A 25,662-nucleotide genomic window follows, 5' to 3' on the forward strand; every position below is an offset into this window, starting at 1 on the left:
GCCAGTCTGATTTTTAAAACAATGTTCCCTACCTCTTTATATATCCATATACCCTGGTGTATCCGTAAATGTCCTTATTGTGACTTTAACTCTCATAAGAGTCCCGCATCGTTGCCTGAAGAATCTTATGTAAAGGCTTTGCTTGCTGATTTTAAAGCGGATCTTGACCATTTTCCTGCACGGAAAATTCATAGTATTTTTATTGGGGGCGGGACACCAAGCTTATTTTCAGCCCAGGCCTATGACTCTTTATTTAACCTATTACAGCAATTAGTGGAATTCTCGAGTGACATTGAAATTACGCTTGAAGCCAATCCCGGGACAGTCGAACAGCAACGATTTAATGACTATCGTCGCTTAGGTATCAACCGACTATCCCTGGGCATACAAAGTTTTAACCCCATTCATCTACAAGCCTTAGGACGTATTCATGATGACCAGCAAGCCCATAAAGCCATCGAAGCAGCGCGCCAGGCAGGCTTTGATAATATTAACATCGACATCATGTACAGCTTACCCAGGCAATCCGTTGCGGAGGGGTTAGAAGACTTGCATAAAGCACTGGCCCATCAACCCGAGCATTTGTCGTGGTATCAGTTGACCATTGAACCGAATACTGTGTTCTATAAGAAACGCCCTCCTTTACCTAACGAGGAAGAAGCCTGTACGCTGGAAGAACAGGGATTGGCATTATTGGCGGCCCACGATTTTAAACGCTATGAAATTTCAGCCTTTTGCCAACAAGAAAAATGGGCCAGACATAATTTAAATTACTGGCTTTTTGGGGATTATTATGGCATTGGTGCTGGTGCACATGGAAAAATATCGCTTGGCCAAACCATCTATCGTACAAGGAAGCAACGACAGCCAGCCGATTATCTCGCCGCAGATAAAGCCTTTCTCGTTGAGCGAGAAATAGTTACACCTGACTCCTTGTTATTCGAATTTATGCTCAATGCGACGCGCCTGGAACAGGCCATCCCCCACGCTCTCTTTAGCGAACGTACGGGACTCCCTTTTGACCGCTTACGCCCTCTTTTAGTCCATGCAGCCAGTAAGGGACTTATCACCATGGATGAGCAGTTTTGGCAAATTACCCCGTTGGGGCGCCGTTATACTAATGATTTACAAGCTTTATTTCTGCCCGACTAATACGGGTTAAACCCTATTTTCGTCCCTAAGCATTTTTAATAACCGACAAGTAGGTTATTTCATTTCAGTTTTGTCATTGCCTGGGCGTTTACCCTGTTTCCTGTTCTGTCCCGCCTGCGCGGCAAAAACCTGTTTAATTGATAGAGAAAATGTTTTTTGCAATCAATATGTTCAATGCATAAACATCACGCCTTCACTCTGACTTACTTTCCTTATAATTTCATTCTTTAGGTTGTGATAAAAACTTCACAAGTATATTGCTTTCCTCGATAATGAATCTTTCTTTTGCTAGGAGGCATCATGTTAAGCGCCCTGCTATTTATTTTTGTCGTTGTTATTGCTTATTTAGCTGGCTCAGTCTGTTCTGCAGTCATCGTCAGCCGTATTTTTTCTCTCCCTGATCCACGCGTTACAGGTTCACAAAATCCAGGGGCAACCAATGTATTACGCTTGGCAGGCAAAAAATATGCGCTCATTGTTTTGATAGCCGATATGCTAAAGGGCCTCCTGCCGGTCGTGTTAGCCAAAGCACTGGGAGCAGGGCCCGCTACCATCAGCTTTACCTGTTTTGCTGCAGTGATGGGACATATGTATCCCGTCTTTTTTAATTTTCAAGGCGGCAAAGGCGTTGCTACCGCGATTGGTGCTTTATTAGGATTCCATTTTATTCTGGGAGTCATGGTGATTGCGACCTGGCTTCTGGTTGCCAACTTTAGCCGTTATTCGTCTCTAGCCTCCATGGCTTCCATCGCGCTAGCTCCTGTTTATGCCATAGTCACCATGAGCGGTATGGAGACTTTGCCCCCCCTGCTCTTTATTGCCATGTTTATCCTTTATAAACATCGTGAGAATATTACTCGCTTAATCGATGGTGAAGAACCAAAAATTCGTTTTGAAAGCCATTCGCTCAATGAAGAAATCACCGCCGCCTTGAAAGAACAGGTTGAAGAAGAGAAAATAGAGCGGGCTGAAGAATTGGAGCACAAGAAGGAATTAAAGCACTTGCAGGCTCTGGACAGTGAGGCGTCTACTGCAGCGCCCAAAGAGAAGCCTAAAAGCCCCAGGAAGAAAGTAACCAAAAAGCCCAAGGCCTAAACCTTCTTGCAAACAGGACTCCTGGCAAAGAGGTTTTACTGTTCAGCCAAAGGCCACCGCGCTTTGACGTCGATGGCCTGGCTACTATCCTTTTCCCCACGCGCCAAATGCAAATACCCGGCATACGCCACCATAGCACCATTGTCAGTACAATATTCGGTGCGGGGAAAATAAACCTCTCCCGGCAATCCTTGCATGAATGCTTTTAATGACGCTCTCAATGCCCGATTGGCACCCACGCCGCCAGCAACAACCAGGCGGCGATTTGCAGTCTGTTGCAAAGCTCGCTTACATTTAATTAATAAGGTATCCACCACAGCCTGTTGAAAGGCTTTTGCTATCAAGATCCTGGCGTTATCATCTTTGGCACTGTTGTTCCAGGTCGTCAGTGCATGTGTTTTAAGACCGCTAAAACTAAAATCAAGCCCGGGCCTATCCGTCATAGGGCGTGGAAAAGGGGGCAATGAATGGACCGTTTCAGGCACCGCCTGATCAGCCAATCCTGCCAAAATAGCGCCTCCCGGGTAAGGAATGCCCATCAGTTTTGCCGTTTTGTCGAAGGCTTCACCAACGGCATCATCAACCGTATCCCCCAACAAATGATAATCCCCCAACCCCCGTGCCTCTATTAATTGGGTATGCCCACCTGAAACCAGCAACACTAAAAAAGGAAAATTAAGCTGCGGGGAATCCAGTTTTGCCGCCAATAAATGCGCCTCGAGATGATGAATTGCCAACGCAGGCTTTTTGAGGCCCAAGGCTAAACTCTTGGCAAAACACGCCCCTGTGAGCAACGCGCCAATCAAACCAGGCCCTGCCGTATAGGCAATCGCATCAATAGCCGTTTTATCCAGATTCGCTTGCTGCAAAACCTCGTTTACCAAAGGGACTAAATATTTGACATGATCACGTGAAGCCAATTCCGGTACGACACCACCATAACTCTGGTGAGTCGCAATTTGAGAATGAAGTGCATGCGCTACCAAGCCTTTTTCAGAATCGTAAATCGCCACGCCTGTTTCATCGCAGGATGACTCAATTCCCAGTACTCGCATCAACACCTCTATCAATTCAACGAATGCCCATCAATTATACGGAAAGAGGCAGCGAACGCCAAAAACAAATACAATAGCCCTCTAAACCCGGCGGGGTTTTAAAGAAGTCTCATTGCCTCTGCTATCGACAACTCGATTCAGGCCAGGAAATCCCGTATAAACCATCGGCAAAACAAGTTTTTAGAGCCATTATAAGCGAATTCACAAATAACTCTACAAATCTAAGTGACAATAAACTTGACGATTGCATCAACTGGCACTAGAATTGCCAGCCTATTGTGTTCAATTAAATCAGAGGACTAAATTAATGCCTACCGTTCGTGTGAAAGAAGGCGAAAATCCTGAATACGCACTACGTCGTTTCAAGCGCTCTTGTGAAAAAGCTGGAATTCTTACTGAGTTACGTCGTCGCGAGTTTTATGAAAAACCTACTGCTGAGCGTAAACGCAAACAGGCTGCTGCAGTCAAACGTCATCTTAAGAAAATTTCTCGTGATACGTCTGCTCGTCGCAACGTTAAGCATAGACGCAAGTAATTATGACTATTAAAGACCGCCTTAGTAACGATCTGAAAGACGCTATGCGTGCCAGAGACAAAAAGACGCTGGATACCTTGCGTCTTGTTACTGCTGCAGTCAAGCAAGTTGAAGTTGATGAGCGAATTGTTGTTGATGAAGAGCGAATGCTTGTCATCCTCGATAAACTTGCCAAACAACGCAAAGAATCAATTGCTCAATTCCAAGCTGCGGGACGTGATGATTTAGTCGCGCAGGAACAATTTGAATTGGATCTTATCAGTCAGTATTTACCTGAACCTTTGTCTGAAGCTGATATTGAAGCGCTTATCGCCCAAGCTCTTGCTGATATAGGCGCTGAAAAAATGAGTGACATGGGTAAAGTAATGGCGCAGCTTAAACCGCAATTACAAGGGCGGGCTGATATGAGCAAGGTTAGTGCGATGATAAAGGCCCGACTGAGTTAGCCTGCTATCATGTCTGGCTTAATCCCGCGGCCATTCATTGACGAACTCCTCCATCGAACAGATATCGTTGAGTTGATCGATGGTTATGTGCCGCTTAAAAAGAGTGGCCATAGTTTTGTAGCCTGTTGTCCCTTTCATAGCGAAAAAACCCCTTCCTTCAATGTTGTTGCGAAAAAACAGTTTTATCACTGCTTTGGTTGTGGTGCGAGCGGGAATGCCATTAGTTTTGTGATGAGCTATCTCAATCAAGGCTTCACGAACGCTGTTGAAACCCTGGCTTCACGACTAGGGATGCAAGTACCCCGAGAAGGCGATTCCGAAAAAAATCAGCAATCGCTGAGCCTCTACCAGTTATTAAATCGCGTGAGTCAATTTTATCAGAAAACATTGAAAAATCAGGGGCAAATTGCGATTGACTACCTGCGCCAACGCGGCCTTAGCGGCGAAATAGCCAAATTATACCAATTAGGCTATGCACCACCGGGATGGCAAACATTAGAAACGCAATTTAAAAGCAATAAAGCCGAACTGATTACGACGGGCATGCTTATTCAAAAAGACGATGGCAAAACTTATGATCGCTATCGCCATCGAATTATGTTTCCCATTCATGATCGACATGGCCGGATTATTGGTTTTGGTGGACGAGCCATTGATGCCAGCCAAAAACCTAAATACTTGAATTCACCCGAAACAACCCTTTTTCAAAAAAGCCGCGAGCTCTATGGCTTACATCAAATACTGCAACAACAGGTTACCATTGATGCCATCCTGGTTGTTGAAGGCTATATGGATGTAATCGCCCTGGCCCAATACGGCATAACCAATGCTGTTGCTGCCTTGGGAACCGCAACGAGTACTTACCATATTCAACTCCTGAGCAAGCATACCAAACAGCTGATTTTTTGTTTTGACGGTGATACAGCAGGTCGACAAGCCGCCTGGCGAGCCTTGGAAAGTTGCTTGCCGCACTTAAATAATGGACTTGATGCCAGTTTTATTTTTTTACCCGAAGGCCAGGACCCCGATAGCTTGGTTCGAGCCGAAGGCCAAAATGCCTTTAGGGAACGCCTGGAAAAAGCGACACCTTTAAACCGTTTTTTCCTTGATACCATCGCGGCTGCGATTGATACCAAGAGTGCTGCAGGTAAAAGCCAGCTCATCAACGCCGCCAAACCTTATCTGCTCAAAATGCAAGAAGGTCCCTATAAGCAATTATTGGTGGATGAAATAGCACGCATGACGCGTATCGAAAATCATCGTATTAGCCAACTTACTCAGGATCAGGGCAGTGAAAAAATAAACGATATCAAGACGATTACCCGCTCGCCTCTGCGGCTGGCCATTGCACTTCTTATCCAGCACCCGGAGGTTTTCGCCGCATGCCAATCCGAAATAAGCTTTGAATGGGTTGACAGCAAAGAACAGGAAATTCTGCAAAAGTTACTCCAGCATATTGCTCAATATCCTGAAAGCAATACAGCGTCCCTTATCGAATTGTGGCGTGATACCGCTTTCTTTGAGCCACTTAGTAAGTTAGCTGCGTGGGAACATCAAGTCCCTGAACAGGCTTTAACGAAAGAATTTATTGATATTATTCTTTTCTTACAAAAGCAGAATTTAGAAAATAAAATTAACCAATACATTGCAAAATCCAGAAATCAGGGCTTAACTATTTCAGAGAGGCTGGCATTGCAAGAAATGTTGCAACGACGGCATCAAACAGCCCATGACAAAAATTAACGCAGAATATACTGGCATGTTTGTCCTCTGGGGTTTATAATCAAAACCTTTTTGTAATCACTCACCCGATAAGTGCCTATGACCATGAATGACCAAGAACAACAGCGCTCGCAAATCACTAAAGTCATCAGCTTAGGTAGAGAGCAGAATTACCTAACTTATGCCCAGATCAACGATCTGCTACCCAATATCGTTGATACGGAACATTTTGATGTCATTATCTCTATGTTGGAAGGCATGAATATCAAAGTATTCGAACTCCCTCCCAGTGATGACGAGTTGGCGCTGCTGGGTAACACTGAAGAAATACCCGAGGATGTCGAAGAAGCTGCGGCTGTTCTTGCTTCTGTGGATAAAGAGACAGGACGTACTACTGATCCCGTGCGAATGTATATGCGTGAAATGGGTACTGTCGAGCTCTTGACCCGCGAAGGTGAAATACGCATTGCCAAACGCATTGAGGAAGGCATCTATCAAGTCTTGAAATCATTGGCGCATTATCCAGAAACGATACAACTTATCCTTGAAGATTATGAGCGGGTTCTGGTTGAAGAAATACGTCTTAGTGAAGTCATTAGTGGCTTTGCCGATGACGATGAAGAAGCACCGCCAGCGAATATTGGTTCCATGCTCGACGAATCTCAACAGGAAGACATAATCGTTAGTGATGTCGATGTAGAGGATGAAGAAGGTGAAGGCGGCCTGGCAGAAGCTGACGATGGCCCCAATCCTGAGCAAGCCAAGATTTATTTCGATGAATTACGTGAGAATTTTGATAAAGCGATGGTGGCGATGCAAGCCAATGGCCGTACCGCTAAAAAAACCATCGAACTGCTGGATGTGATGTCGGAATCGTTCTTGAAGTTAAAATTAACGTCAAGGCAAGTTGATCGCTTAACTCGTCACTTCCGACAATTACGTAATCATATTCGTGAGTTTGAGCGCAGCATCATGCGGCTTTGTATTGAAAAAGCGCGCATTCCCCGCAAGCTCTTTATTGACACGTTCCCTGGCCAGGAAACGGATATGAGCTGGCTTGAGACGCTGATTAGTAAGCAAGCGAAAAAGCTGGATATAGGGCGCATTGAAGAATATAGCGAAGAAATCAAACGCCTCCAATCAAGACTGGTTGCCTTTGAAGAAGAATATGGTTTAACCATTGCTGAAATTAAAGATATTAACCGTAAGATGTCTATTGGCGAAGCAAAAGCCCGCCGTGCCAAGAAAGAAATGGTCGAAGCCAACTTGCGTTTAGTGATTTCAATTGCCAAGAAGTACACTAACCGCGGCTTACAATTCCTTGATTTGATTCAGGAAGGCAACATTGGCTTAATGAAGGCCGTTGATAAATTCGAATACCGCCGTGGCTATAAGTTCTCAACCTATGCTACCTGGTGGATTCGTCAGGCCATTACCCGTTCAATTGCAGACCAGGCACGTACGATTCGTATTCCTGTGCATATGATTGAGACGATTAACAAGCTCAATCGAATTTCACGCCAGATTTTGCAAGAAACCGGGCGCGAGGCAACACCGGAAGAGCTGGCAGAGAAAATGGATCTTAGCGAAGATAAAATACATAAAGTATTAAAAATCGCGAAAGAACCGATTTCAATGGAAACCCCAGTCGGTGACGATGACGATTCGCACTTGGGTGATTTTATTGAAGATAATAATATTGAATCACCGATTGATTGCGCCACCGCCGAAGGGTTACGTGAAGCCACGCTGGAAATTCTGGAAACCCTGACCCCACGCGAAGCGAAAGTATTGCGTATGCGTTTTGGTATCGAGATGAATACGGATCATACGCTGGAAGAAGTGGGTAAACAATTTGACGTGACCCGCGAGCGGATCCGCCAGATTGAAGCAAAAGCCTTACGTAAATTGCGCCATCCTTCCCGCTCAGAGAAGCTCCGTAGCTTCCTCGAGGGTGATGACACCTAATGGTATCCTGATTGTTGGGGAATACGCCTGTTTTCCTCAACAATCAGGCTAAAAAATTAAAAATCTTGTGGAATTAAAGCGTTATTACCATTACAATGGCAACTCTTCGGGCCCATAGCTCAGTTGGTTAGAGCAGCGGACTCATAATCCGTTGGTCCTAGGTTCAAGTCCTAGTGGGCCCACCAATTTAAGTCAGTAAAGTCAAAAAGTTACACTTGAAACCCTAAATCCCCAAAATCCCCTTCGGGATTTCTTCGGAATCCGCGTGCAAAATCTAAAACGAAATTGCCTATTAGAGAACTTTTAACCCTTTCAAACTGTTAATAATGAGAGCAAGTAGCCTGGGTGAAACGAAGTGAAACCCGGGTTGCGGTCCTGCAGACCTTCACCCAGGCTACGTTTACTACGGTTCTATCGATAAATTCTCAGCGTTGATTACCCCAAACCGCAAGCCAACAATAATGGCACTGGTTATGTTTCGACAATTTAATTTTTGAAAGATGGATTGTCGATGCTGAGTCACTCTTCGTATGGATACCTTTAGAAAAGCCGCAATTTCCTTCAGTTCCTTACCTTGTGCAGAGAGATAGAGACATTGCTTTTCCTGCTCACTTAAACGTAGGTCGAAATAAATTGGTTGTCGCATCCAAGTGCTGGCAAGCAGCGCTTGAATTTCAGCTAATTGTTGAGAGGTTGGATTACTATTGCCTAAATAGTCCAGATAGTTCTTTGCAAACACTTTAAAAAAGGGACTATCAATTAAATTCATTTTTCTTAAGATTTCTTGCTTTGTTTTCACCATTATTCTTCCTTTATTTTTTAAAGGCGTGACTTAGTACAGGAATTATTGAAAAAATAATTCCTGTATCTCTAGTCGCTGAAAGAATTAAGATTTCTGGTTAAAAGCGAATTAAAAGCACGCTGTAAACCATGCTCCAAAGAGTTTCAATATACAACTGCGTTTCTATTCCTATCATTACTCTGAATAGCATTCTCTTGCTTTCTTAATATGCACAGAAAGATAACAAGCTTTGTGAGCTTTCCTCCTAATTTAGGGTACAAAAGGGATGCGTGGGAATCCCATACTCGTATTGAATTATAAACGTCCCTTTTCCCAAAGTTAGTTTGGGACAGGAGGGACAATTGATACTCTTATCAGTTGAAGTCGATAAATTTTGCTTGTTGTTTGCAACCGACATAGAATTCCCTCAGTGAATGAATCCATCGGTTGCTTTGATAGAAAAATCCTTATCCGTAAAAGATTGTTAAGTGTGTTATTAGCAAACAAACGAAAGTTTGTATATTGCGCTCTTGGGTGCGATTTGAGGAAGCTTGATGTGCGAGGATGAATAAATGGAATACACACTCCGGTTCCGTAACGAGACTATCAAAGTACCTGGGGTCATTTACATAATAGATTCGATTATCACAGTAATCAGACTTAACGGGCTTATTTGACGAACTCCCTACCCTAGCATGTACAATTTGGTGTTAATTATCGATATTTTTTGTGAATTTTTATGATCAAAATTGACCTTCTAAAAAACAATCCGCAAGCCATACCAGCACTTTCGAATATTTGGTATGAGGTTTTAGGTAAAATTTGGATGCCAGAGATTGGAATAGAAGAAATTGAATCTTTGTCTTACAAAGAACTGAACCAAGATATGCCTCTTACATACATTGCATTATATGGAGAATTCAGAATACCTGTTGGTTCATGCACGTTGGAATTAAACGGTGGAATTCGTCCTGGTTTAGGACCTTGGATTGGTGATTTGGTAGTTGATCAAAAATATCAAAGACAGGGAATAGGAAAAATGTTGCTTGATGTCGCAATCGAAAAAGCAAAAGAGCTAGGCTTTGAAAAAATTTATTTATTTACTTTTGATCCTGCGATAACGGAATACTATCGGCGGTTTGGATGGAAGAAAATCGGCATGGATGAATTTAAATCACAGCCTGTAATAGTGATGGAAGTACGCTTATGAATCACGTAAGAATAAGACTTAGCTACTTGCGTATGTCGGTTGGCCACTCCATTACTCCCTACCCTTCTTTTATATCTGTTATTTTTTAAATGCAATATTTTCTCCTACAATAGATATCTTTTAGCTAATAACTGATTTTACGATTAATCAGACTTAATTGGGTTAATAGCTCCCTTAACCCGCTCTCTTCAATGCATCAACAACAGCAACAGGATTTTGAGAAATTACTGTTAAATAAGCCCGTGCAGGCGCTTCCGGCAAACGCTCCCCTCTTTCCCATTTTTCCAGAGTACGAACACTGAAGCCAAACTCTTCTGAAAATTGCTGGCGGCTCATATGTAGTTTTTTTCTAATTTCGGCAACATCTACCTGAGCCGGCACACTAACTTTATGAGCTTTATGGCCCTTTGTTTGACCCTTTGCGTACTCTAGAGCTTCCATTGCGCCCTGAATTAAACTTTTTCCTACATCACTCATGAGAAGTTCCTCCATAAGTATCCACAATATGTGAAATAATTGTTTTCACTAAATTTCGCTCTTGTTGCGAGAGGTTTGCTTTCTGGTTTTTCCCATACACTGTAAAGAGAAAAATTGGCATCTGTTGATTATGATAATAGTAAATTATCCTCACACCGCCACTTTTCCCAGTATGAGCATCAGAAGCCCAACGCACTTTTCTCGCGCCTCCCGTTCCTACAATTAAATCCCCTTTTAAAGGATTCGCTGCAATAAAATCGATAAAAGACTTCCGACTGGCTTCATCCATGCAGGTCATTGCCTGTTTTAAAAATTCCGGCGTCTCTACAACTACCTGTAATGTGTTTGTCGTTTTCATAATTTATATTAGCCCCAATGGGGTTTTTTGTCAACCCCAGTGGGGCTATATCACAATGTATTTTGAAACATACAAAGCCATCCATTTATGCTCATACGCTTTCTTAAAGGAAATCAATTATATTGTGTACAGTTTCTTCCCGTCCTTGCTTGAAACAAAATTCTTTGTCAGCCTCGTCTTTCTCAAAATATGAGCCAAGGTTAGAATGAACAAAAAAATTATTCTCAAATGTAATTTCAGCAATTAACCAGGGTTTAAAGCCTTCGCTCTCACACATTACTCCCTCTCTTTCGCAGAGTAATAAAATTACTGAATTGTTCTTAATTCTTACAAATTCAACTATTATTAATTTTGGAGAATCGTCATTATAAGCAAAAATAGCCCTCTTTTTTAAATTCTTAAAATAAGCTTCAAGAGGATTTATTCCTATGCTGTCTGGGCATCGAGGAAAATAATAGGTGGCGCCCCACATATATTGCACACACCTTTTTGTAAATGACTTCTCTACCGTATTAGAATCACTTAAATCAATAACTGCCATAGCATTTCCTCTAATTAAAGTTAGGCATATGGCAATTTTGAAAAAAAATAATCGATTAGTCTCGGAATGAAAACTACAAGATTTTATTCCTAGAGATAAATGACCAATTAGATGGCCGTCGCTTCATTTTTAAATTTTCTAGCCTCACACATCATTAAAAGTGAGCTTATAACGCTTCTATCAATTACTTTGTTTACCAACTTAATACTGTGTTTAATATCGTCATCCCGATTGACACCTTCCTTACTTGAATTAGAAATTCTATCCTTAGGCCATATAAGTTTATGTATTCCTATATTCGTAATTTTAATCCCTTGCATTTTAAACCAAATTCTTAAGTCAAATACTGCTAATATTTTTCTGTCTTGCCAGCTATCAAATTGAACTTCAATGCGTTGAATCTTACCAATCCATGAGTTAAGTTTCTCTTTTAAAATAGTAATTGTGTCTTCTTTTACATATCCTGGGTCAAAAGAGAGAGAATTCCCAGTCAAGCACTCTATTTCTTTTTTGGGACACCAACTATCTTGTTGATGGTTTTCGTAGAATATGCACCACGGTGTCTTGTACATTTCGTGAAAAGCAAGGTTCTGCTCTCGCGATAAGCCTTCTTTATTGATGATTTTAGATATAGCACTTTCAAACGCCTCACGATTGGTATTATTTTTGTACCAGTCTGTGTTTATAAGTAAATGGTACATTATGAATATATCGCTGACTGAGGGATATCTTATTGGTTGAGGTGGTGAAGCCGTAACGAAAAAATTTAGAAATTTATCAATCTCTTTGGCTAATATAAACTCACGAAAGCATTCTTCTTGTTCCTTTATTGGGAGTTGGTGAACTGAGTGCGAGAGACCAATGTTACCTTGGTTAAATTGATACCTTTTCCAGACTTCATATAACCATTCTTCAGGCGTTAAAATTTTGTTGTAAAACTCATCATCATACCAAAGTGGTCTTGTTAATTCTTTTGTCATGCTTTATCTCACGGACTCTGTATATTTTTGGTGGAATAAATATTGATTATAATTCCGAAGTGACACGAAAATTTTTTATAAATTCAAAACAATCAAGTTCCTCCTCTTTCTTAGCTAATATTTTCACAATAGTTTTATTGTTAATTGCGGTTCTATAATCAAACGCCATGAATAAGCTTGATGGAAATACAATTAAAGTTCCGTCGTTTAATTTGAAAGATCCCCAACCAAGTGCGGATAAAGAAATTCGTAATTCATTGTCGTTTTTATGTCTCTTATCTTTTATATAAATATATTCAATAGGATTTCGTAAATATTTAAAGTCACTTTGAACTTTATCTCTTCTAACATAATCTACAAGGCCATAGTTTATATCAAAAATTTGATTGCATTGATGTCCGTTGTATTGAAAATGTACATTAGAAGCTTGTAGACTTTGATTCAAAGTAGCTCTTAATTTTCCAAAATCAAATACTAAACAAACTTTCCCTTTTTTTCCTCCTTTTCCATAATTTCGCCATATGAAGTCTGAGTTTTCTAAAGAAAAGCAGCAAGCATAAGTTCTACTGCGTGCCCGATCATAATAATTCGCACCACTAAAAGAGGGATCTTTTTCAAAATATGATCTTTCGTTGATTATTCTCTCTAAAGGTAATTGTTCTCCATCGTTTGGATCAGCATTTTTGAAATCCTTATAACTATCCACTCGGTTAAAATATAAATACTCACCTAAAATTGAACGGATTAAATTTTCAATTGTCATGATTTTATACAGTAATTGCTTCTCTCGGGGAGCTCTCAAAAGAAGAGCATGTGGTTCGATAAGTCCCATGAAAGACTCCATTCTTGTAGAACCAATCTCATATAAGTATAGTCAGATTACCCTGGTGCCCCATATGAAATCATCCACTGCTACTAATCATTATTACTAACATCTATAATCAGCTTGGGATCTCAAAAAACGACCGGTACTTGAGAAAGGGGAAGGATGTTATAAGAGAATTCCAATGACTACCACCCTACCCTCTTCAGATTTTCATATCATTTTCAAAGTCTCATAAAATCGATGGAAGTAGACGTTTCTAATATAGTTCAGAAATACCTCCGACGTACACATGAGGCCTTAAAGCTCGAAAGATACATTATTGTTGTTTCCTAAAAACATATAATAAAAATGTGCCTGTGCAAATTACTGGAATAAAATAGAGAAATGCTTTCACTAAGCTTGGATTAGAGGCCTCAGCTTCAATAATGCTTATAAAAACTACCGCCGCTGTCATTGAAGACACGATAATGAACCTAGTTGCTTTTTTATATTTCCAGAAAAATGGAAGAAGTAATAAGAGAAATAGCCATTTACTAAAGCTGCTGGATTTAGATTCTAGATATTTTAGCTCTTTTTTACTTTGAGGATAATTATAAACACCCATTAACTGAAGTTCTGATTTAGCACGCTCAACCCATTTGATTGAATCTTCGTCTTCTTTGTTAATTTCTAATTTTATATACTTAATAAATAACTCTTTGGCCTTCTCCTCATCTATTTTTTCATAAAGTAAACCAAGATTGTATATCGCCGAAGTATCATTTTCATGATATGCAAGAACTTGCTCGTATTGAGTTATTGCTTTATTTACTAGCCCGTGATCATGATACAGCTTTGCCAATTCAAAACGTACATACCAAGACTTAGGATCAAGTACTAAGTATTTTTGATAATATTCTACTGAATGCTGAGTATCTTTAGCATCTTTATAAGCACGAGCCAGATCCAGATATATGCCGTCAATACCAGAATAGCTTGTTTCAAGCCCATTCGTTCCAGTTTTTTTCCTAGCTGACAATGCATAATTTAAGACTTGAATAGCCTTTTTTGGTTCTCTTTGATCTTTTAAAACCCCGGCAAATTTTCTAAGTATTTCAATTTTCAGCTCGGTTGCTTGCGAGGATTTTATCCATTCACCAAGCCGAGAAAGCGCTTCATCATAACGATGCCTAGACTTTAATTCGTAAATCAATTCTCGCCATGCTTCATAATAATTAGAATCTAGAGAGATCGATTTCTCAAGTAATTCAATTCTTTCATCACCGTCGCTAAATACAGCTTTAAGCAGATATCCTTCTGCAGTTTGTTTGATCTTTAAGGACTTTTCGATATTAAATAATGCATTCTTACGGTAATTTATATTTTCTTGGATTTCTTGTGTACTAGGTGCCACTCTATAACGAAAAAAATCAAGGTCATGTTCTTCCCTTATTATTCTTGCATAAATTAAATACCCTTCATGTGATTCAGGATGCATTTTCAAGTAATTTTCTATTAATTCATGTGCCTTATTTAAGTTAGTGTCATTTTTTCCAGGAAATATTGTATAAAGTCGGGCAAGAAGTAAGCTCTTCTCGTCTTTAGATTTAACTTGGTTAATTTTATCAAGAACAATGGGGAGATTTTTCTCTTTAGATTCCCAATTTAACAAAGAAAAATTACGTAAAATAGTTTTAACTTGTTCTTCTGAGTTAAGTGCAATGGTTTTTGGCTCAATGGGTTTTTCTTGGGAAAATGCTGTGTTAATGAAAAAAAAACTGCTGATAAGAATAAGTATGAATTTTGATAATTGCATTTTTTGCCTCAATAAATTTAGTATTAATGGCAAACCCCATTAACAATTTAAAATTGTATATGGTAAGTGACTTTATTATGACCATTAACTTATACGGGATTTGAGGCAGAGTTTTTATTTTTAACACCAAGGTCGACCTTTATATTATGCCTTCTTTTTGATCAGCGCGGCAATTTTAGTCCAATAACAACTTTAATGCCACTTTTTGTCGATTCTTCCAGAGAACCCCATTACCTACTACCCTACCCTCTTTCAGATTCCCATTTCATTATCAAAGTTTCAGCAATTCGACGAAAGTTGTAGTTTCTAAGAGAGTTCAGTAAAACCACGGTATAGATATACTATTTTTAAAATTTATAGATAGGGAATTTGTATGTTGGTTATGCCCTCTACCTTAGCAGTTAATTCCCGGAAGGGAGTGCCACAGTAAAACTAGCCGATCAAATTCCCTTCCAAACCAAACCCATTTTGCTCTCGTCCTTTCTGACTTAAGTGTATTTATATTTGATTCTATAATGCTTTTATAAGCTAAAACATCATCTCTAGCGCTTTCATTTATAAGGAAATTTAGGAGGTTAATGTAATAATTATCTGAATCGGCAATTAACTTACCCCCATACCTCACATCACCCAAATCAATAGGTGAAAAAAAAGACCTAGCTTCCTCTGTTATTATAACTTTAGGATCTATAATTTTTTCCTTTTCATATGAATAGGCCTCGATTAATCCTTGCCCATAAATAATAGGATGATTGTGGTAAAGCTTCCCTATATGAATGACACCTCTGGAAAGTAGGTTAAGGTTTATAAATAGAGTCCTTTGTAAAATTTCTGCTTGATGTACAGCTATCAGTAGAGAATTAGATACATAATTGACAGGCCAAGAAAAAACAATTGTGTCTGAAAAGAAGGTAAATGATAGCTCAGTAAGACCATCTTTCCTCCTATGGCCTGCGCTCGGTCTAAAAGAATGATATACCCGAAGTAATGCGTTTTCTTGCTCAGACGTCATATTTTCTATGAAGTCTTTAAAACCCAAGATATCCAGATAAATAATTACTCTATCCTCTTGAGATTTCGAACCAAACGAATGGAGTTTGAAATCGTTCATTACTTATCCTCATGATAATTTTCAATTAACGATCAAAGATTATAGTAATATCATTATTCGGATATTAGTTTAATTAACCGCTATTTATGAATTATATCCCGCATATATGAAACATGCTGTTCAAGCTCAGAATAGCTCCTCAATTGTCAACTGTATCTCATCTTGACTCGGCTTGGCATATCTAAATATTTCTTTAATGGACACATTACCACTAAGCTCTTGAGCAAAATGAACACCATGTTTGTCTGTAACTTTCTTTAAGAAAGTATGTCGCAGTTTATGTGGCGTAAAATCAAACTTTTCTTGCTCTGGTAAAAATGCCAAGGCTTGCTTTAACACCCGCTGACAAATTCGGTAAACATCTAAGGTTTGTAGGCGTGTCCCATACCTTGTTATAAATAAAGGCTCATCATCCTGAGCTCCTCTTTTCTCCAGATATTCTTCTAAGTACATCCTACTTTCCTTCGGCAATGGAATTTTTTGACTAATACGATTTGACTTATGGCGTGAAACATCACATAAGCCTTCCTGTCTATATTGACCGACATTTAAGGAAACTACTTCTGATTCACGAAGCCCCGTGCCAAGTAAGACATAAAAAAGAGCTGTTTCCATTAATGGATTTTGATTCTTGCGAGTGCAGCCTTTAAGTCGCTGCTCGCAAGCTGATTTTAAACGCATTAGTTGTTTTGAAGTTAATCCATTCCAATCCGGCGCATCGGTTTGTAAATCTTTGACCTGTGCTAACGGATCACCTGCTAATAAGGGACGTTGTTGATGAAGCCAACGACCTACGTGACGAATGGTTGCCATCGTTCTATTAATAGATGTGGCCTTATAGGGTTTTCCAGTTTTCTCAGAAATGGTTTTACATAAATGCTTTTGAAAATGTTTACTAACAGCCGGCGTCCAACTATCCACCAAATCATGCCCTACTTCCATTTGAAAGAAATTTATAAATTTCGCCAAATCTTTCATTTTGGCCTGTTCAGTTTTTTCAGGGGCTCCTTTCACATGCACTGAGTAATAATAGGACAACCAAGCGGACAGGGAATTGGTATCAAAATGACCATCCAAGGGATGGAAAATCTTATCTATCACAAACTTTCGATTTTTTGAATTTTGTTCGTCCAGTAAATTCATAGGGTCACATTTTTATTTTTTTCCAATTATACCCTGTTTGTGATGGATAAGGTACGTTATCTATCTCAAAGTGCAAAGCACTCTGAAATGACTATAATTTAGTCAGTAAATCTTGTTTATTCAAATTAAGAAAATTATGACAGCGAAGAAGCCTAATCCAAAAGAGGAACATATCAAATCATTATATCGTGCAGAAATGCAATTTCGACTAATGGTTTCTGTTCGTCTGGCTTGCAGCCTCCAAAATCAACCACTAAACGTTCCAGATCTTTGGATTTTTGGTAATAACCAATTAGAAGGGAGGGAAATCCAGCTGAATATGAAAGAAGCTAATAAAGCAGCTGCTTTTTTAGAGCACGCTATTACCTATGCGTGGAGTATCCATGCTTATGAAGCAATTTTAAAATGCACAACTTCTTCTGATAGAAACGATGAATCCATAAACGCTGCATACCAAATCTCGCGTTATATTAGGCATGCATATACGCATAATCCATATATTCCAATATGGAGTTTTCAAGACGAAGATAAAAACAAAAGATATGAAATTCCAAATATAATTCGATTAAATACAAGTAATCTTCATAAGGAAAAATTGAAATGGCAAGACTATGGGGGATTTATAACCTTATGGAATTTATCTCGTTGGATTAGATTGAACATACTAGATGATAGGCTCCATAAAATTCATTCTAGGGAACATACGTATGTTCCCTCTGGGATTATTCAGCTAGGACGCTTAATATTAAAAAAAATTGAAATCGATAAAATGCCTTCTGATGACAAAAAAATAGGGATAGAAACAGTAGAAATTACTGGAGAGCAATATGGAATAATAGCTCGAGATTCGGATGGTATATACACTGTAAAACCCCTGAAGAAAATTAAATAGCCAGGGTAGCCTTGCTCATCAATTCAAGTTCATCACCATACAAAAATACGAACTATGGGGTCAGGGTTTGAATTTTGTATTCAACAATCAAAATTCAAGCCCTGACCCCACTGCCCCGGATCCTAAATTTAAAGAGCATGAGGTATGAGAGCTATCTAAAGATAGCTTGGTAGCATAGATTAGTTTACCTTCTTAGATTAAACTCTTCTCTCATAGTAATCAGCAATTGCCATTAAATGGAGAATATGGGATCAGGACTTTAGTTTAATTGTTGAATACAAAATTCAAGCCCTGACTAGGACCCCAGTTGCTTTTTTAGTCTTTATAAACTTATTGGATTTATCGATGCCTGTTACTCCCTTCCAGTTAGCCAAGCAACCATTAGATAAAGACGCATATATATGGCGATATATGAGCTTATCCAAATTTATGTCGCTACTTGTAACTCAAAATATTTATTTATCAAGAGTTGATTTATTTAGTGATCCCTTTGAAGGAGCATCAACCCAAAAAAACATTCTTCTTCGTAAAGACCTATACAAGGACAAGATACCAGAAAACATGTTAGAACAAATATCATTAAATTTTAAAATCATGCCAACTTGGGTTTATGCTAATTGTTGGCACAAAAGCGATTATGAGTCTGACTATATGTGGCAAAAATATGGTTCTGTGGATGGTGCCATTGCAATTCGAAGTACTTATAAAAATTTAATCGAATCAATTAAAGGTGATTGTGTAATTGGAATGATTTCATATGTAACAGAAAATGATTTCATACCTGAAAATAATATTTTGAGTAGATTTTTTTACAAAAAAAAGGCTTTTGAACACGAAAATGAAATAAGAGTATTACATTGGCATCCTGAGTTTAATGGTAACTTATCCGTCGTTAATAACGATTTGGGGATTACTTTTCCTGTTAACTTAATGAAATTAATAGATAGTATTTATATTTCTCCATTATCAGGGAATTGGTTCAAAAATATTGTTACTGATATTTTAGAAAAATACTCAATGAATATTACTGTTAATGACTCTCAATTAAGCTCCAATCCAGTATATTAAGTACTAAATGAAAAGGGTTTGTAGGATAGTAATGTATTGGGGATAGATATTTTACTAAACTACGAGGTCAGAGCTTTAATTTTGATCGTTGAATACACGATGCAAGCCCTGACCCTGAAGACGCCGTTCATTTGAGGAGTAAAACTTTTAAGCTACATTATAAAATAAAGCCTATTCAATCTTAGAAAGAACGTATCGCCCGAACGTTACCTCCATAGCCACCATCTCTCCCACAAGCTGCGGAACCATGAAATTCCCTACCGGTATCAAACAACTGATACCAAGCTTGTTCTACTCCAACTTCAGTAGAGCTCCAATACGCTTTACAACTAGAATCGACTGGGCCAGCATATACATTAAATTCTCCAATAATATATCTTTGCTTAAACATTAAATTAAGCTCATATTTTGATGGTAAATACCAATCATTATATCCACCATCTTTACAAGAAGCTGCAACCTTGGCGGCATAATTTCCAGCTGGGCCTAAGGCTTCTCTTATACGGTTGCTATTAAATTTCCCTGCATAAATACCATCTCGAATTGCACCGGTAGTATATTGCCTGTTAGCCCACTTAATGCCTCTCGCTTGATCAGAACTAGCAGCAATCAAACCATGATTATTACTTTCATCTAACCAAAAAATTACACCTCCTTGATAATACTCACCAATTTCATGGGCAAATATAGAGGTATTAACACATATACAAGAGAGAAATATTGATATTAGTTTAATATTTTTCATATAGTTACCATCTATCATTATTTCGTATATCAGATTGGCGCATCATGTTATCAATCCGTTGCTGTTCTAATTGTTGACGCTGCACCTCCAACATTTCCTTTTGTATTCGATTAGATTCTTCTTGTTGCATACAAGCTTGATAATTTGGGTCATTAAATCCCCCTGTACAAAATGAAAAAGCATTTGCAGAAACTGCTACTAATATGCATATTAAAATTCTTTTCATAAAACCCCGACATCTAATAACTAAATTAAAATAGCCATTCCCGGATTATTATTGTTATTGTCGAGTTAGTACTTTGATAAACTCGTGGAGATAAACCATTACTTGAAATGATCATATTTTGATCATTCGCGCGATGCTAAGAATTCTTTAGTATTTTGTCAAGTCAAAAAAACTGTAACTGGTAAAAAATTTTTTGCGAAAAACGATAACCAATCTATATGATTTCATTGCTCATCAATTATTCAAATACTTATAAAGAGTTGGTTTTGAAACACCAATTAACTCACAAATTTGTTTGATACTATGCTCTTTTCCTTTATAAAGTTTTATTGCTAATTTTGCTTTATCTGTTGATAACTTTTTAGGTCGACCACCTTTTCGACCTCTTGCCCTAGCAGCCTGAAGCCCTGCATGAGTACGTTCGCGAATGAGATTTCTCTCAAATTCCGCTAAAGCTCCAAAAATATGAAAAATTAACTTCCCAGAGCTAGAGGAAGTATCAATTGACTCATGTAAACTTTTCAATCCAATTTTCTTTTCGTCCAATGAGGCTACCATGTCAATCAAATCTTTTAGAGACCTGCTTAAACGATCTAACCGCCATACCACAATTACATCACCTTCACGCGCATAATCAAGAGCTGCGTCTAAACCAGGGCGTGCAATTTTACTTCCTGTCATCTGATCATCAAAAATTTTCTCACATCCAGCCTGAATCAGAGCATCATGTTGTAAGTTTAAATTTTGATCATCTGTTGAAACGCGAGCATATCCGATTAACATATTATCTTTTGGTTAATTAATTCATTGGAATTGAAGTTATATTAACTTAGTTTAATTTACAACATTTATTAACTTTATCGCTCTCGATTTTACTTCATCCAGAATTTTTAACATCCCACTTAATTAAGAGTAAATAAAACCCCCGTTTCTAATATAGGACTGTGGTGAATTTGTGTATTTGAGTACGGCACTGTTATACATCGTAGGACATTTGTAGTGGTTTCCTGCGATAAAATTTAAAATATAATCAATCGGTTATTTTTCAATTGACGGGCTCATAACCCGTTAGTTCTAGTGGTAGAATCCATATTGGAAAAAGTTATAATCCATAATAGACGAGCTTATATTCCATTTTGGACGCTATCTATTCTCTAATACTTGATGGGACATCGGGGACGCGGGGACAACCCTATCAACACTGATTTTCTCTGTTCTATCTTGTCCCCAAACACTATTTACTGGAGGGACAACTCCATACCTTACGTTCCCTCACTGTCCCCCATGTACCCGCTGTCCCCAGCTATTTTAAGCTATTCTTCATCCCAAATGCGGTTGCTAAAAACATACAACCGCGGTATCCCTATGCCACGTACTCGGATCTTTTGAGTTGTCCTGCCGTCATTGCTTGGAATTAGCCAATCAGAATTAACCAATACTCGAGCAACTATTTTGGGATCAAAGCCTTTACACACTTCGTTTTTGAATACTTCCGATAAAACCATGTATAACCTGTCGCCATTGTCTGCGGTAGTGTAAAATCCTGCACGATTATTGATTCGTTCATTATTGGGCATTTTAATATTATCAAAACGACTGGCACCATGTGACTCAAAAAAAGCTCTGGCTTGGGACAAAATAACTCTCTCATCCCGATTACCGAGTGCACCAAACGAATCAAGCCATGCACGATAACACTTCAATACAGCATAGAGAGCTGTACCACTAGACTAACCGGTTAATCTATATCCACTTGCCAATTCACCGGCTGCTGCAACTAAACCAAAGCGCCTTGCTACTCTTGTAATTTGTCCTGTGCAATTAGGGACAAATGCCATCTCCATAAATTCATGAATCTTTTGGTGACTCAATGCGGTTACCTATTTCAAATTTTATGGAATATTCTAGTCCATAAAAATGCCAAGGCTCCCATCTTAATCACCTGCTATGCGCACGAAATGATGATTATTTTAGAACTCGTTCAACAATTTTGTGGAGAAGAACTGAAATATGATTTAACCATTGACAAGCAACCGGGGCGAGCGTCCTGGCAAAACCCGACTCTTGAGTTGTTAGCAACAACCACGCTGCTCAGACTGTACAGGCCGTTGCTGGCTACAGGCCTCTTTTTATTACTCATTAATATCACTGTGTGCATAGATAATTAATGGATTATAATTAAACAATTATTCAAAATAATGATCTTACCCTATGAGCAGAGAAAAAAGACCAGTTTTTTTTCCCACCGCAGCAAAGCAACCGACTGTCATTTTAACCAATTATATCCATTTCGATGGCATAGGGGACTTTAATCACCTGCTGGATATTATGGAAGCCTTTATGCCCTGGACTACCCAATTAGGCATCAGAGTCGTGCCCCTGGTGTTGTGTCTTAGTGAAAAGAGGCAGATGGTCGTCAATAAAATTGAAGAGCGTTGCCCTGGATTGCAACCTTTTATATTTACCGTTGATGGTCGTTACCCACCTGATTTGATACCCTTATTCGAAGAATTTGTAGCTAGCAACAACAAGTTGCAAAAAATGCTTAACAGAGCTTTGAGTATTTTCCAAATTTCAACTGCCATAACAAAAGAGCAAAAAGACCTTTTATTAAAATTTTGCCAACCGAATATCCCTATCGTAAATATTAGTGAACAAGCTGGATTACGTACCACAGCGATGTTTAGTGCCATGAGCCAGGTGGATGAGAGAGATCGCCCTGTGAGTGCTTTAAAAAATATTAATGATCGGTGGATGGGGCTAGAGGATAAAACCTATTGCTATGGCGTTAAAATCAAAGCACCTCTTGAAATGAATAAGGCAGAAGCCATCCTAACGCTAGAAAATACTGATTTTATGCGTGTACTGCTAGGTCACTCTGACCCTCAATCGACACCCTCAGAAGAAACCGCCACAGAGTTTCTGCGTACTAACCAGCTAATCCCAGCTTACTTACAATCACAAATGAGTATTATGAAATTTATATACTTCTGCCTTGAACAACCGTCTCTGGCTGGCAGTAGTGATCTTACTTTTTATATTAATAATTATGACAATCTTTTTCATCCGCGATGTAAGATGGAGTTTACCCAGGAGCTTGAAGCGAGTCATGTACGTTTATCAGCCACAAGAGTTATCGAAGATGAGATCCTGGTCCCTCTTTTTGAAGCACTCTTGATTCAGGATCCTCATTTCCATCACTTGAAGGATTTAGGAATTACTAGCATTGAAATCAATTCGAATGGAAATAGTCGAACGATGGTTTTGGACTCAGCGGGTTCTACTTCACCTAAGAGAACAATTAGAATTTTGACTGATTTTAATCTAAACGACCATGATTATGATTATTTATTCCATATTGCCAGTTCTGTCGTTGGGGTCTCTGGTGATAATACCCTTGAAAAGGCACTGTCTCATGATAAATTGCCTGTTTTGCAATCAGAAGAAAAATATACCTTTGAACGAGGTATGCAGGCATTGTGTCAATTGGCCCAGGATTATCTTCCTGATATTTCTGCGGCGGTACAAGAAGATTTAGAAAGATTCTTTACTAGAAAAAATATGAGACTTGACAAGCCTTCCCATTGGTCTGAACTCTTAGCCATTGATCTGGCTATTTTATTAGAGCATTGGCAGAGAGTGACCGGCGAATTACGAGTTAAAAATAATTTATATCCTAATTTGGATCATATCTTCTATGAAGCCCTTTTGCATATGTCGGCGGCGAAGGGAGACATCGCTCTATTAGATTTAATTTATGAATATTTTCCTAAAATAGATTTTACCATCCCCAATAAACTCGGTAACACAGTCCAGACAATCGCAGCAGAAAATGGTCACGAAAATTATTTGCAAGAGCTATCGAGATTAGTTGACGTGCAAAACACAACAGCCATGGAAATTGAGAAAAAAGTGGTTCTTTAGTCTCAGACCTGCCAGGAATTTATATTTTGAGGAGTTAGCATAATATCTATAGAAACCCATAGTTTTTATCTAAACTTAGCAAGTAGCCTGGGTGAAACGAAGTGAAACCCGGGTTGCGGTCCTGCAGACCTTCACCCAGGCTACGTTTACTACCATCTAAAAACCGTAGACGTAATGAGGTTTCGCATTTCATCAGTTGTTGGTTTATTTTTACCAAAATAGACAAAAATTACTCTATCTGGTCCTGGTACTCCATCTTCAGGATCTGCTACATATATCAGATTTGGCGAATCCGTTAAATTCTTATTTACCCACCACCCAATGAGTCCAAATTTATCTCCAGTTTTAACTTGAGCCTTATTTTCGATTTCCATTTGATACCTCCATGTATTTCCACAATGTGGGTCTAGGCCTGCTCATTTTTATTCTAATGATATTATTTATTACATAGCAAGTAGCCTGGGTGAAACGAAGTGAAACCCGGGTTGCGGTCCTGCAGACCTTCACCCAGGCTACGTTAACTATGTTTACTACTGTTCCATCGATAAATTCTCAACGCTGATTACCCCAAACCGCAAGCCAACAATAATTGCACTGGTTATATTTCGACAATTTAATTTTTGAAAGATGGATTGTCGATGCTGAGTGACTCGTCGTATGGATACCTTTAGAAAAGCCGCAATTTCCTTCAGTTCCTTACCTTGTGCAGATAGATAGAGACATTGCTTTTCCTGCTCGCTTAAACGCAGGTCGAAATAAATCGGTTGTCTTATCCAAGTGCTGGCAAGCAGGGCTTGAATTTCAGCTAATTGATTAGAGGTTGGATTACTATTGCCTAAATAGTCCAGGTAGTTCTTTGCAAACACCTTAAAAAAAGGACTGTCGATTAAATTCGTTTTCTTCAACGTTTCTTGCTTTGTTTTCACCATTACTCTTCCTTTATTTTTTAAAGGCGTGACTTAGTACAGGAATTATTGAAAAAATAATTCCTGTATCTCTAGTCACTGAAAGAATTAAGATTTCTGGTTAAAAGCGAATTAAAAGCACGCTGTAAACCATGCTCCTAATGTTCAACCGGTGTAAATAATGGGAAATTTTGGCGGCTTCTTACGGACATGCCATTGAAATACAAAACTGAAATAGACTAAGATTCGTTTAGCCATAATTATCTCCGTTAAGATGATTGTGGTTAGCTGGCGGGGAGGAGGCCTAATTCCTCTCTGTCAGCGCCTGTTGCATTTAACACTTCAAACGCGCTTTTATACTATTTTATTCTGCGGTGTCTTGCAAATGAATTTTTAGAGTTAGGCAGACACCGCAGAAGCTGTCGAATAGCCATCGCAATGAGAGCCCCGTCCTCTCTATTTTTGGTTCACGCTACAGACAATCAACTCCCCCATGAATTCGGAGAGCGAATCATCGTCCTTACATTAAAAGTATCGGATGTAACACAGAAGGCTCCGCTGCCTCCCCTATTCCAGACACTATCCAATCTAACGCAAAAAGACCTGCATTAGCGGGATTATTATACGATTGTATGCTATAGTTAAAGTGGATTGAATCTGTCTTAAGATTAAGTAGCCATCTATTTTCTTCTTATTGCCTATCTAGT

Annotated in this window: 28 protein-coding genes and 1 tRNA gene; 12 read left to right on the top strand and 17 right to left on the bottom strand. The window is 39.0% G+C overall.

Translation table 11 applies throughout. The features are described from left to right. Positions 1 to 21 precede the first annotated feature (21 nt). Together hemW and plsY are read left to right on the top strand one after the other, a co-directional pair. A complete protein-coding gene (gene hemW, locus DYC89_RS12235) occupies positions 22 to 1,152 on the top strand; it encodes a radical SAM family heme chaperone HemW (protein WP_115222039.1) in 1,131 nt (376 codons plus the stop codon). A 300-nt stretch (positions 1,153 to 1,452) separates the two neighbouring features. Next, positions 1,453 to 2,247: a glycerol-3-phosphate 1-O-acyltransferase PlsY gene (gene plsY / locus DYC89_RS12240; RefSeq protein WP_115222040.1), complete on the top strand. Its 795-nt coding sequence runs from the start codon at positions 1,453 to 1,455 to the stop codon at positions 2,245 to 2,247. A 35-nt stretch (positions 2,248 to 2,282) separates the two neighbouring features. Here the strand turns inward: plsY and tsaD are convergent, their stop codons facing one another. Continuing rightward, a complete protein-coding gene (gene tsaD / locus DYC89_RS12245) occupies positions 2,283 to 3,302 on the bottom strand; it encodes a tRNA (adenosine(37)-N6)-threonylcarbamoyltransferase complex transferase subunit TsaD (protein ID WP_115222041.1) in 1,020 nt (339 codons plus the stop codon). Between the two features lie 307 nt (positions 3,303 to 3,609). Here tsaD and rpsU point away from each other — a divergent pair, with 307 nt between their 5' ends. The 5 genes from rpsU to DYC89_RS12270 all read left to right on the top strand — a co-directional run bounded on the left by rpsU (position 3,610) and on the right by DYC89_RS12270 (position 8,158). Continuing rightward, the gene (rpsU, locus tag DYC89_RS12250) at positions 3,610 to 3,837 is read left to right on the top strand and encodes a 30S ribosomal protein S21 (RefSeq protein ID WP_026069641.1); all 228 of its coding nucleotides are present in this window, start codon (positions 3,610 to 3,612) and stop codon (positions 3,835 to 3,837) included. Positions 3,838 to 3,839: 2 nt separating this feature from the next. Beyond that, the gene (locus tag DYC89_RS12255; protein ID WP_115222042.1) at positions 3,840 to 4,283 is read left to right on the top strand and encodes a GatB/YqeY domain-containing protein; all 444 of its coding nucleotides are present in this window, start codon (positions 3,840 to 3,842) and stop codon (positions 4,281 to 4,283) included. 9 nt (positions 4,284 to 4,292) lie between these two features. Further along, positions 4,293 to 6,026, top strand: coding sequence for a DNA primase (gene dnaG / locus DYC89_RS12260; RefSeq protein WP_115222043.1), 1,734 nt, complete (start codon positions 4,293 to 4,295; stop codon positions 6,024 to 6,026). Positions 6,027 to 6,104: 78 nt separating this feature from the next. Continuing rightward, complete coding sequence (gene rpoD / locus DYC89_RS12265; protein WP_115222044.1) at positions 6,105 to 7,973, top strand: RNA polymerase sigma factor RpoD; 1,869 nt, start codon at positions 6,105 to 6,107, stop codon at positions 7,971 to 7,973. 108 nt (positions 7,974 to 8,081) lie between these two features. Continuing rightward, a tRNA-Ile gene (locus DYC89_RS12270) sits at positions 8,082 to 8,158 on the top strand. Positions 8,159 to 8,376: 218 nt separating this feature from the next. On the opposite strand, the gene DYC89_RS12275 is transcribed toward DYC89_RS12270, so the two are convergent. Further along, positions 8,377 to 8,775, bottom strand: coding sequence for a response regulator transcription factor (locus DYC89_RS12275; RefSeq protein WP_115222045.1), 399 nt, complete (start codon positions 8,773 to 8,775; stop codon positions 8,377 to 8,379). Between the two features lie 718 nt (positions 8,776 to 9,493). Between DYC89_RS12275 and DYC89_RS12280 the strand changes: the two genes are divergently transcribed. After that, positions 9,494 to 9,964 (top strand): GNAT family N-acetyltransferase, encoded by a 471-nt coding sequence (locus DYC89_RS12280; protein WP_115222046.1) that lies wholly within the window; start codon positions 9,494 to 9,496, stop codon positions 9,962 to 9,964. 174 nt (positions 9,965 to 10,138) lie between these two features. Here the strand turns inward: DYC89_RS12280 and DYC89_RS12285 are convergent, their stop codons facing one another. The 8 genes from DYC89_RS12285 to DYC89_RS12320 all read right to left on the bottom strand — a co-directional run bounded on the left by DYC89_RS12285 (position 10,139) and on the right by DYC89_RS12320 (position 17,195). Continuing rightward, the gene (locus DYC89_RS12285) at positions 10,139 to 10,441 is read right to left on the bottom strand and encodes a helix-turn-helix domain-containing protein (protein ID WP_115222047.1); all 303 of its coding nucleotides are present in this window, start codon (positions 10,439 to 10,441) and stop codon (positions 10,139 to 10,141) included. Continuing rightward, positions 10,434 to 10,799 (bottom strand): type II toxin-antitoxin system RelE/ParE family toxin, encoded by a 366-nt coding sequence (locus DYC89_RS12290; RefSeq protein WP_115222048.1) that lies wholly within the window; start codon positions 10,797 to 10,799, stop codon positions 10,434 to 10,436. Before DYC89_RS12290 ends, DYC89_RS12285 begins: the two co-directional genes overlap by 8 nt. 103 nt (positions 10,800 to 10,902) lie before the next feature. Continuing rightward, the gene (locus DYC89_RS12295) at positions 10,903 to 11,340 is read right to left on the bottom strand and encodes a hypothetical protein (protein ID WP_115222049.1); all 438 of its coding nucleotides are present in this window, start codon (positions 11,338 to 11,340) and stop codon (positions 10,903 to 10,905) included. A 107-nt stretch (positions 11,341 to 11,447) separates the two neighbouring features. After that, positions 11,448 to 12,320 (bottom strand): hypothetical protein, encoded by an 873-nt coding sequence (locus DYC89_RS12300; protein WP_115222050.1) that lies wholly within the window; start codon positions 12,318 to 12,320, stop codon positions 11,448 to 11,450. Positions 12,321 to 12,366: 46 nt separating this feature from the next. After that, positions 12,367 to 13,152, bottom strand: a complete 786-nt coding sequence (locus tag DYC89_RS12305) for a DUF2971 domain-containing protein (RefSeq protein WP_181879391.1) — start codon at positions 13,150 to 13,152, stop codon at positions 12,367 to 12,369. Between the two features lie 310 nt (positions 13,153 to 13,462). Beyond that, entirely contained in the window at positions 13,463 to 14,941 is a 1,479-nt protein-coding gene (locus DYC89_RS12310; RefSeq protein ID WP_115222051.1) for a tetratricopeptide repeat protein, read from the bottom strand. Between the two features lie 394 nt (positions 14,942 to 15,335). Then, a complete protein-coding gene (locus DYC89_RS12315) occupies positions 15,336 to 16,052 on the bottom strand; it encodes a hypothetical protein (RefSeq protein ID WP_115222052.1) in 717 nt (238 codons plus the stop codon). A gap of 126 nt (positions 16,053 to 16,178) precedes the next feature. Beyond that, entirely contained in the window at positions 16,179 to 17,195 is a 1,017-nt protein-coding gene (locus DYC89_RS12320; protein ID WP_181879392.1) for a tyrosine-type recombinase/integrase, read from the bottom strand. Between the two features lie 136 nt (positions 17,196 to 17,331). Here DYC89_RS12320 and DYC89_RS12330 point away from each other — a divergent pair, with 136 nt between their 5' ends. Both DYC89_RS12330 and DYC89_RS12335 read left to right on the top strand, forming a co-directional pair. Then, on the top strand, positions 17,332 to 18,087 hold the full coding sequence (locus DYC89_RS12330; RefSeq protein WP_115222053.1) for a hypothetical protein: 756 nt from the start codon (positions 17,332 to 17,334) through the stop codon (positions 18,085 to 18,087). Between the two features lie 345 nt (positions 18,088 to 18,432). Continuing rightward, positions 18,433 to 19,155, top strand: a complete 723-nt coding sequence (locus DYC89_RS12335; RefSeq protein ID WP_115222054.1) for a hypothetical protein — start codon at positions 18,433 to 18,435, stop codon at positions 19,153 to 19,155. Between the two features lie 181 nt (positions 19,156 to 19,336). Here DYC89_RS12335 and DYC89_RS12340 read toward each other — a convergent pair whose 3' ends face one another. The 5 genes from DYC89_RS12340 to DYC89_RS16890 all read right to left on the bottom strand — a co-directional run bounded on the left by DYC89_RS12340 (position 19,337) and on the right by DYC89_RS16890 (position 21,997). Then, entirely contained in the window at positions 19,337 to 19,900 is a 564-nt protein-coding gene (locus DYC89_RS12340) for a DUF1566 domain-containing protein (protein WP_181879393.1), read from the bottom strand. A 4-nt stretch (positions 19,901 to 19,904) separates the two neighbouring features. Next, on the bottom strand, positions 19,905 to 20,126 hold the full coding sequence (locus DYC89_RS12345; RefSeq protein WP_115222056.1) for a hypothetical protein: 222 nt from the start codon (positions 20,124 to 20,126) through the stop codon (positions 19,905 to 19,907). 234 nt (positions 20,127 to 20,360) lie between these two features. Continuing rightward, positions 20,361 to 20,909 (bottom strand): recombinase family protein, encoded by a 549-nt coding sequence (locus tag DYC89_RS12350; protein ID WP_115222057.1) that lies wholly within the window; start codon positions 20,907 to 20,909, stop codon positions 20,361 to 20,363. A gap of 530 nt (positions 20,910 to 21,439) precedes the next feature. Next, the gene (locus DYC89_RS16885; RefSeq protein WP_115222058.1) at positions 21,440 to 21,763 is read right to left on the bottom strand and encodes a hypothetical protein; all 324 of its coding nucleotides are present in this window, start codon (positions 21,761 to 21,763) and stop codon (positions 21,440 to 21,442) included. Between the two features lie 93 nt (positions 21,764 to 21,856). Further along, positions 21,857 to 21,997: a hypothetical protein gene (locus DYC89_RS16890; protein ID WP_181879394.1), complete on the bottom strand. Its 141-nt coding sequence runs from the start codon at positions 21,995 to 21,997 to the stop codon at positions 21,857 to 21,859. A gap of 87 nt (positions 21,998 to 22,084) precedes the next feature. Between DYC89_RS16890 and DYC89_RS12360 the strand changes: the two genes are divergently transcribed. Then, positions 22,085 to 22,294, top strand: coding sequence for a hypothetical protein (locus DYC89_RS12360; protein WP_147285507.1), 210 nt, complete (start codon positions 22,085 to 22,087; stop codon positions 22,292 to 22,294). A 43-nt stretch (positions 22,295 to 22,337) separates the two neighbouring features. Next, complete coding sequence (locus DYC89_RS12365) at positions 22,338 to 24,050, top strand: ankyrin repeat domain-containing protein (protein ID WP_115222060.1); 1,713 nt, start codon at positions 22,338 to 22,340, stop codon at positions 24,048 to 24,050. Between the two features lie 149 nt (positions 24,051 to 24,199). Here the strand turns inward: DYC89_RS12365 and DYC89_RS12370 are convergent, their stop codons facing one another. Further along, complete coding sequence (locus DYC89_RS12370; RefSeq protein WP_115222061.1) at positions 24,200 to 24,424, bottom strand: hypothetical protein; 225 nt, start codon at positions 24,422 to 24,424, stop codon at positions 24,200 to 24,202. 156 nt (positions 24,425 to 24,580) lie between these two features. Next, positions 24,581 to 24,979, bottom strand: coding sequence for a response regulator transcription factor (locus tag DYC89_RS12375; protein WP_115222062.1), 399 nt, complete (start codon positions 24,977 to 24,979; stop codon positions 24,581 to 24,583). Between the last annotated feature and the right edge of the window lie 683 nt (positions 24,980 to 25,662).

The organism is Legionella donaldsonii (assembly GCF_900452385.1).
GTDB classification, from domain to species: Bacteria; Pseudomonadota; Gammaproteobacteria; order Legionellales; family Legionellaceae; genus Tatlockia; species Tatlockia donaldsonii.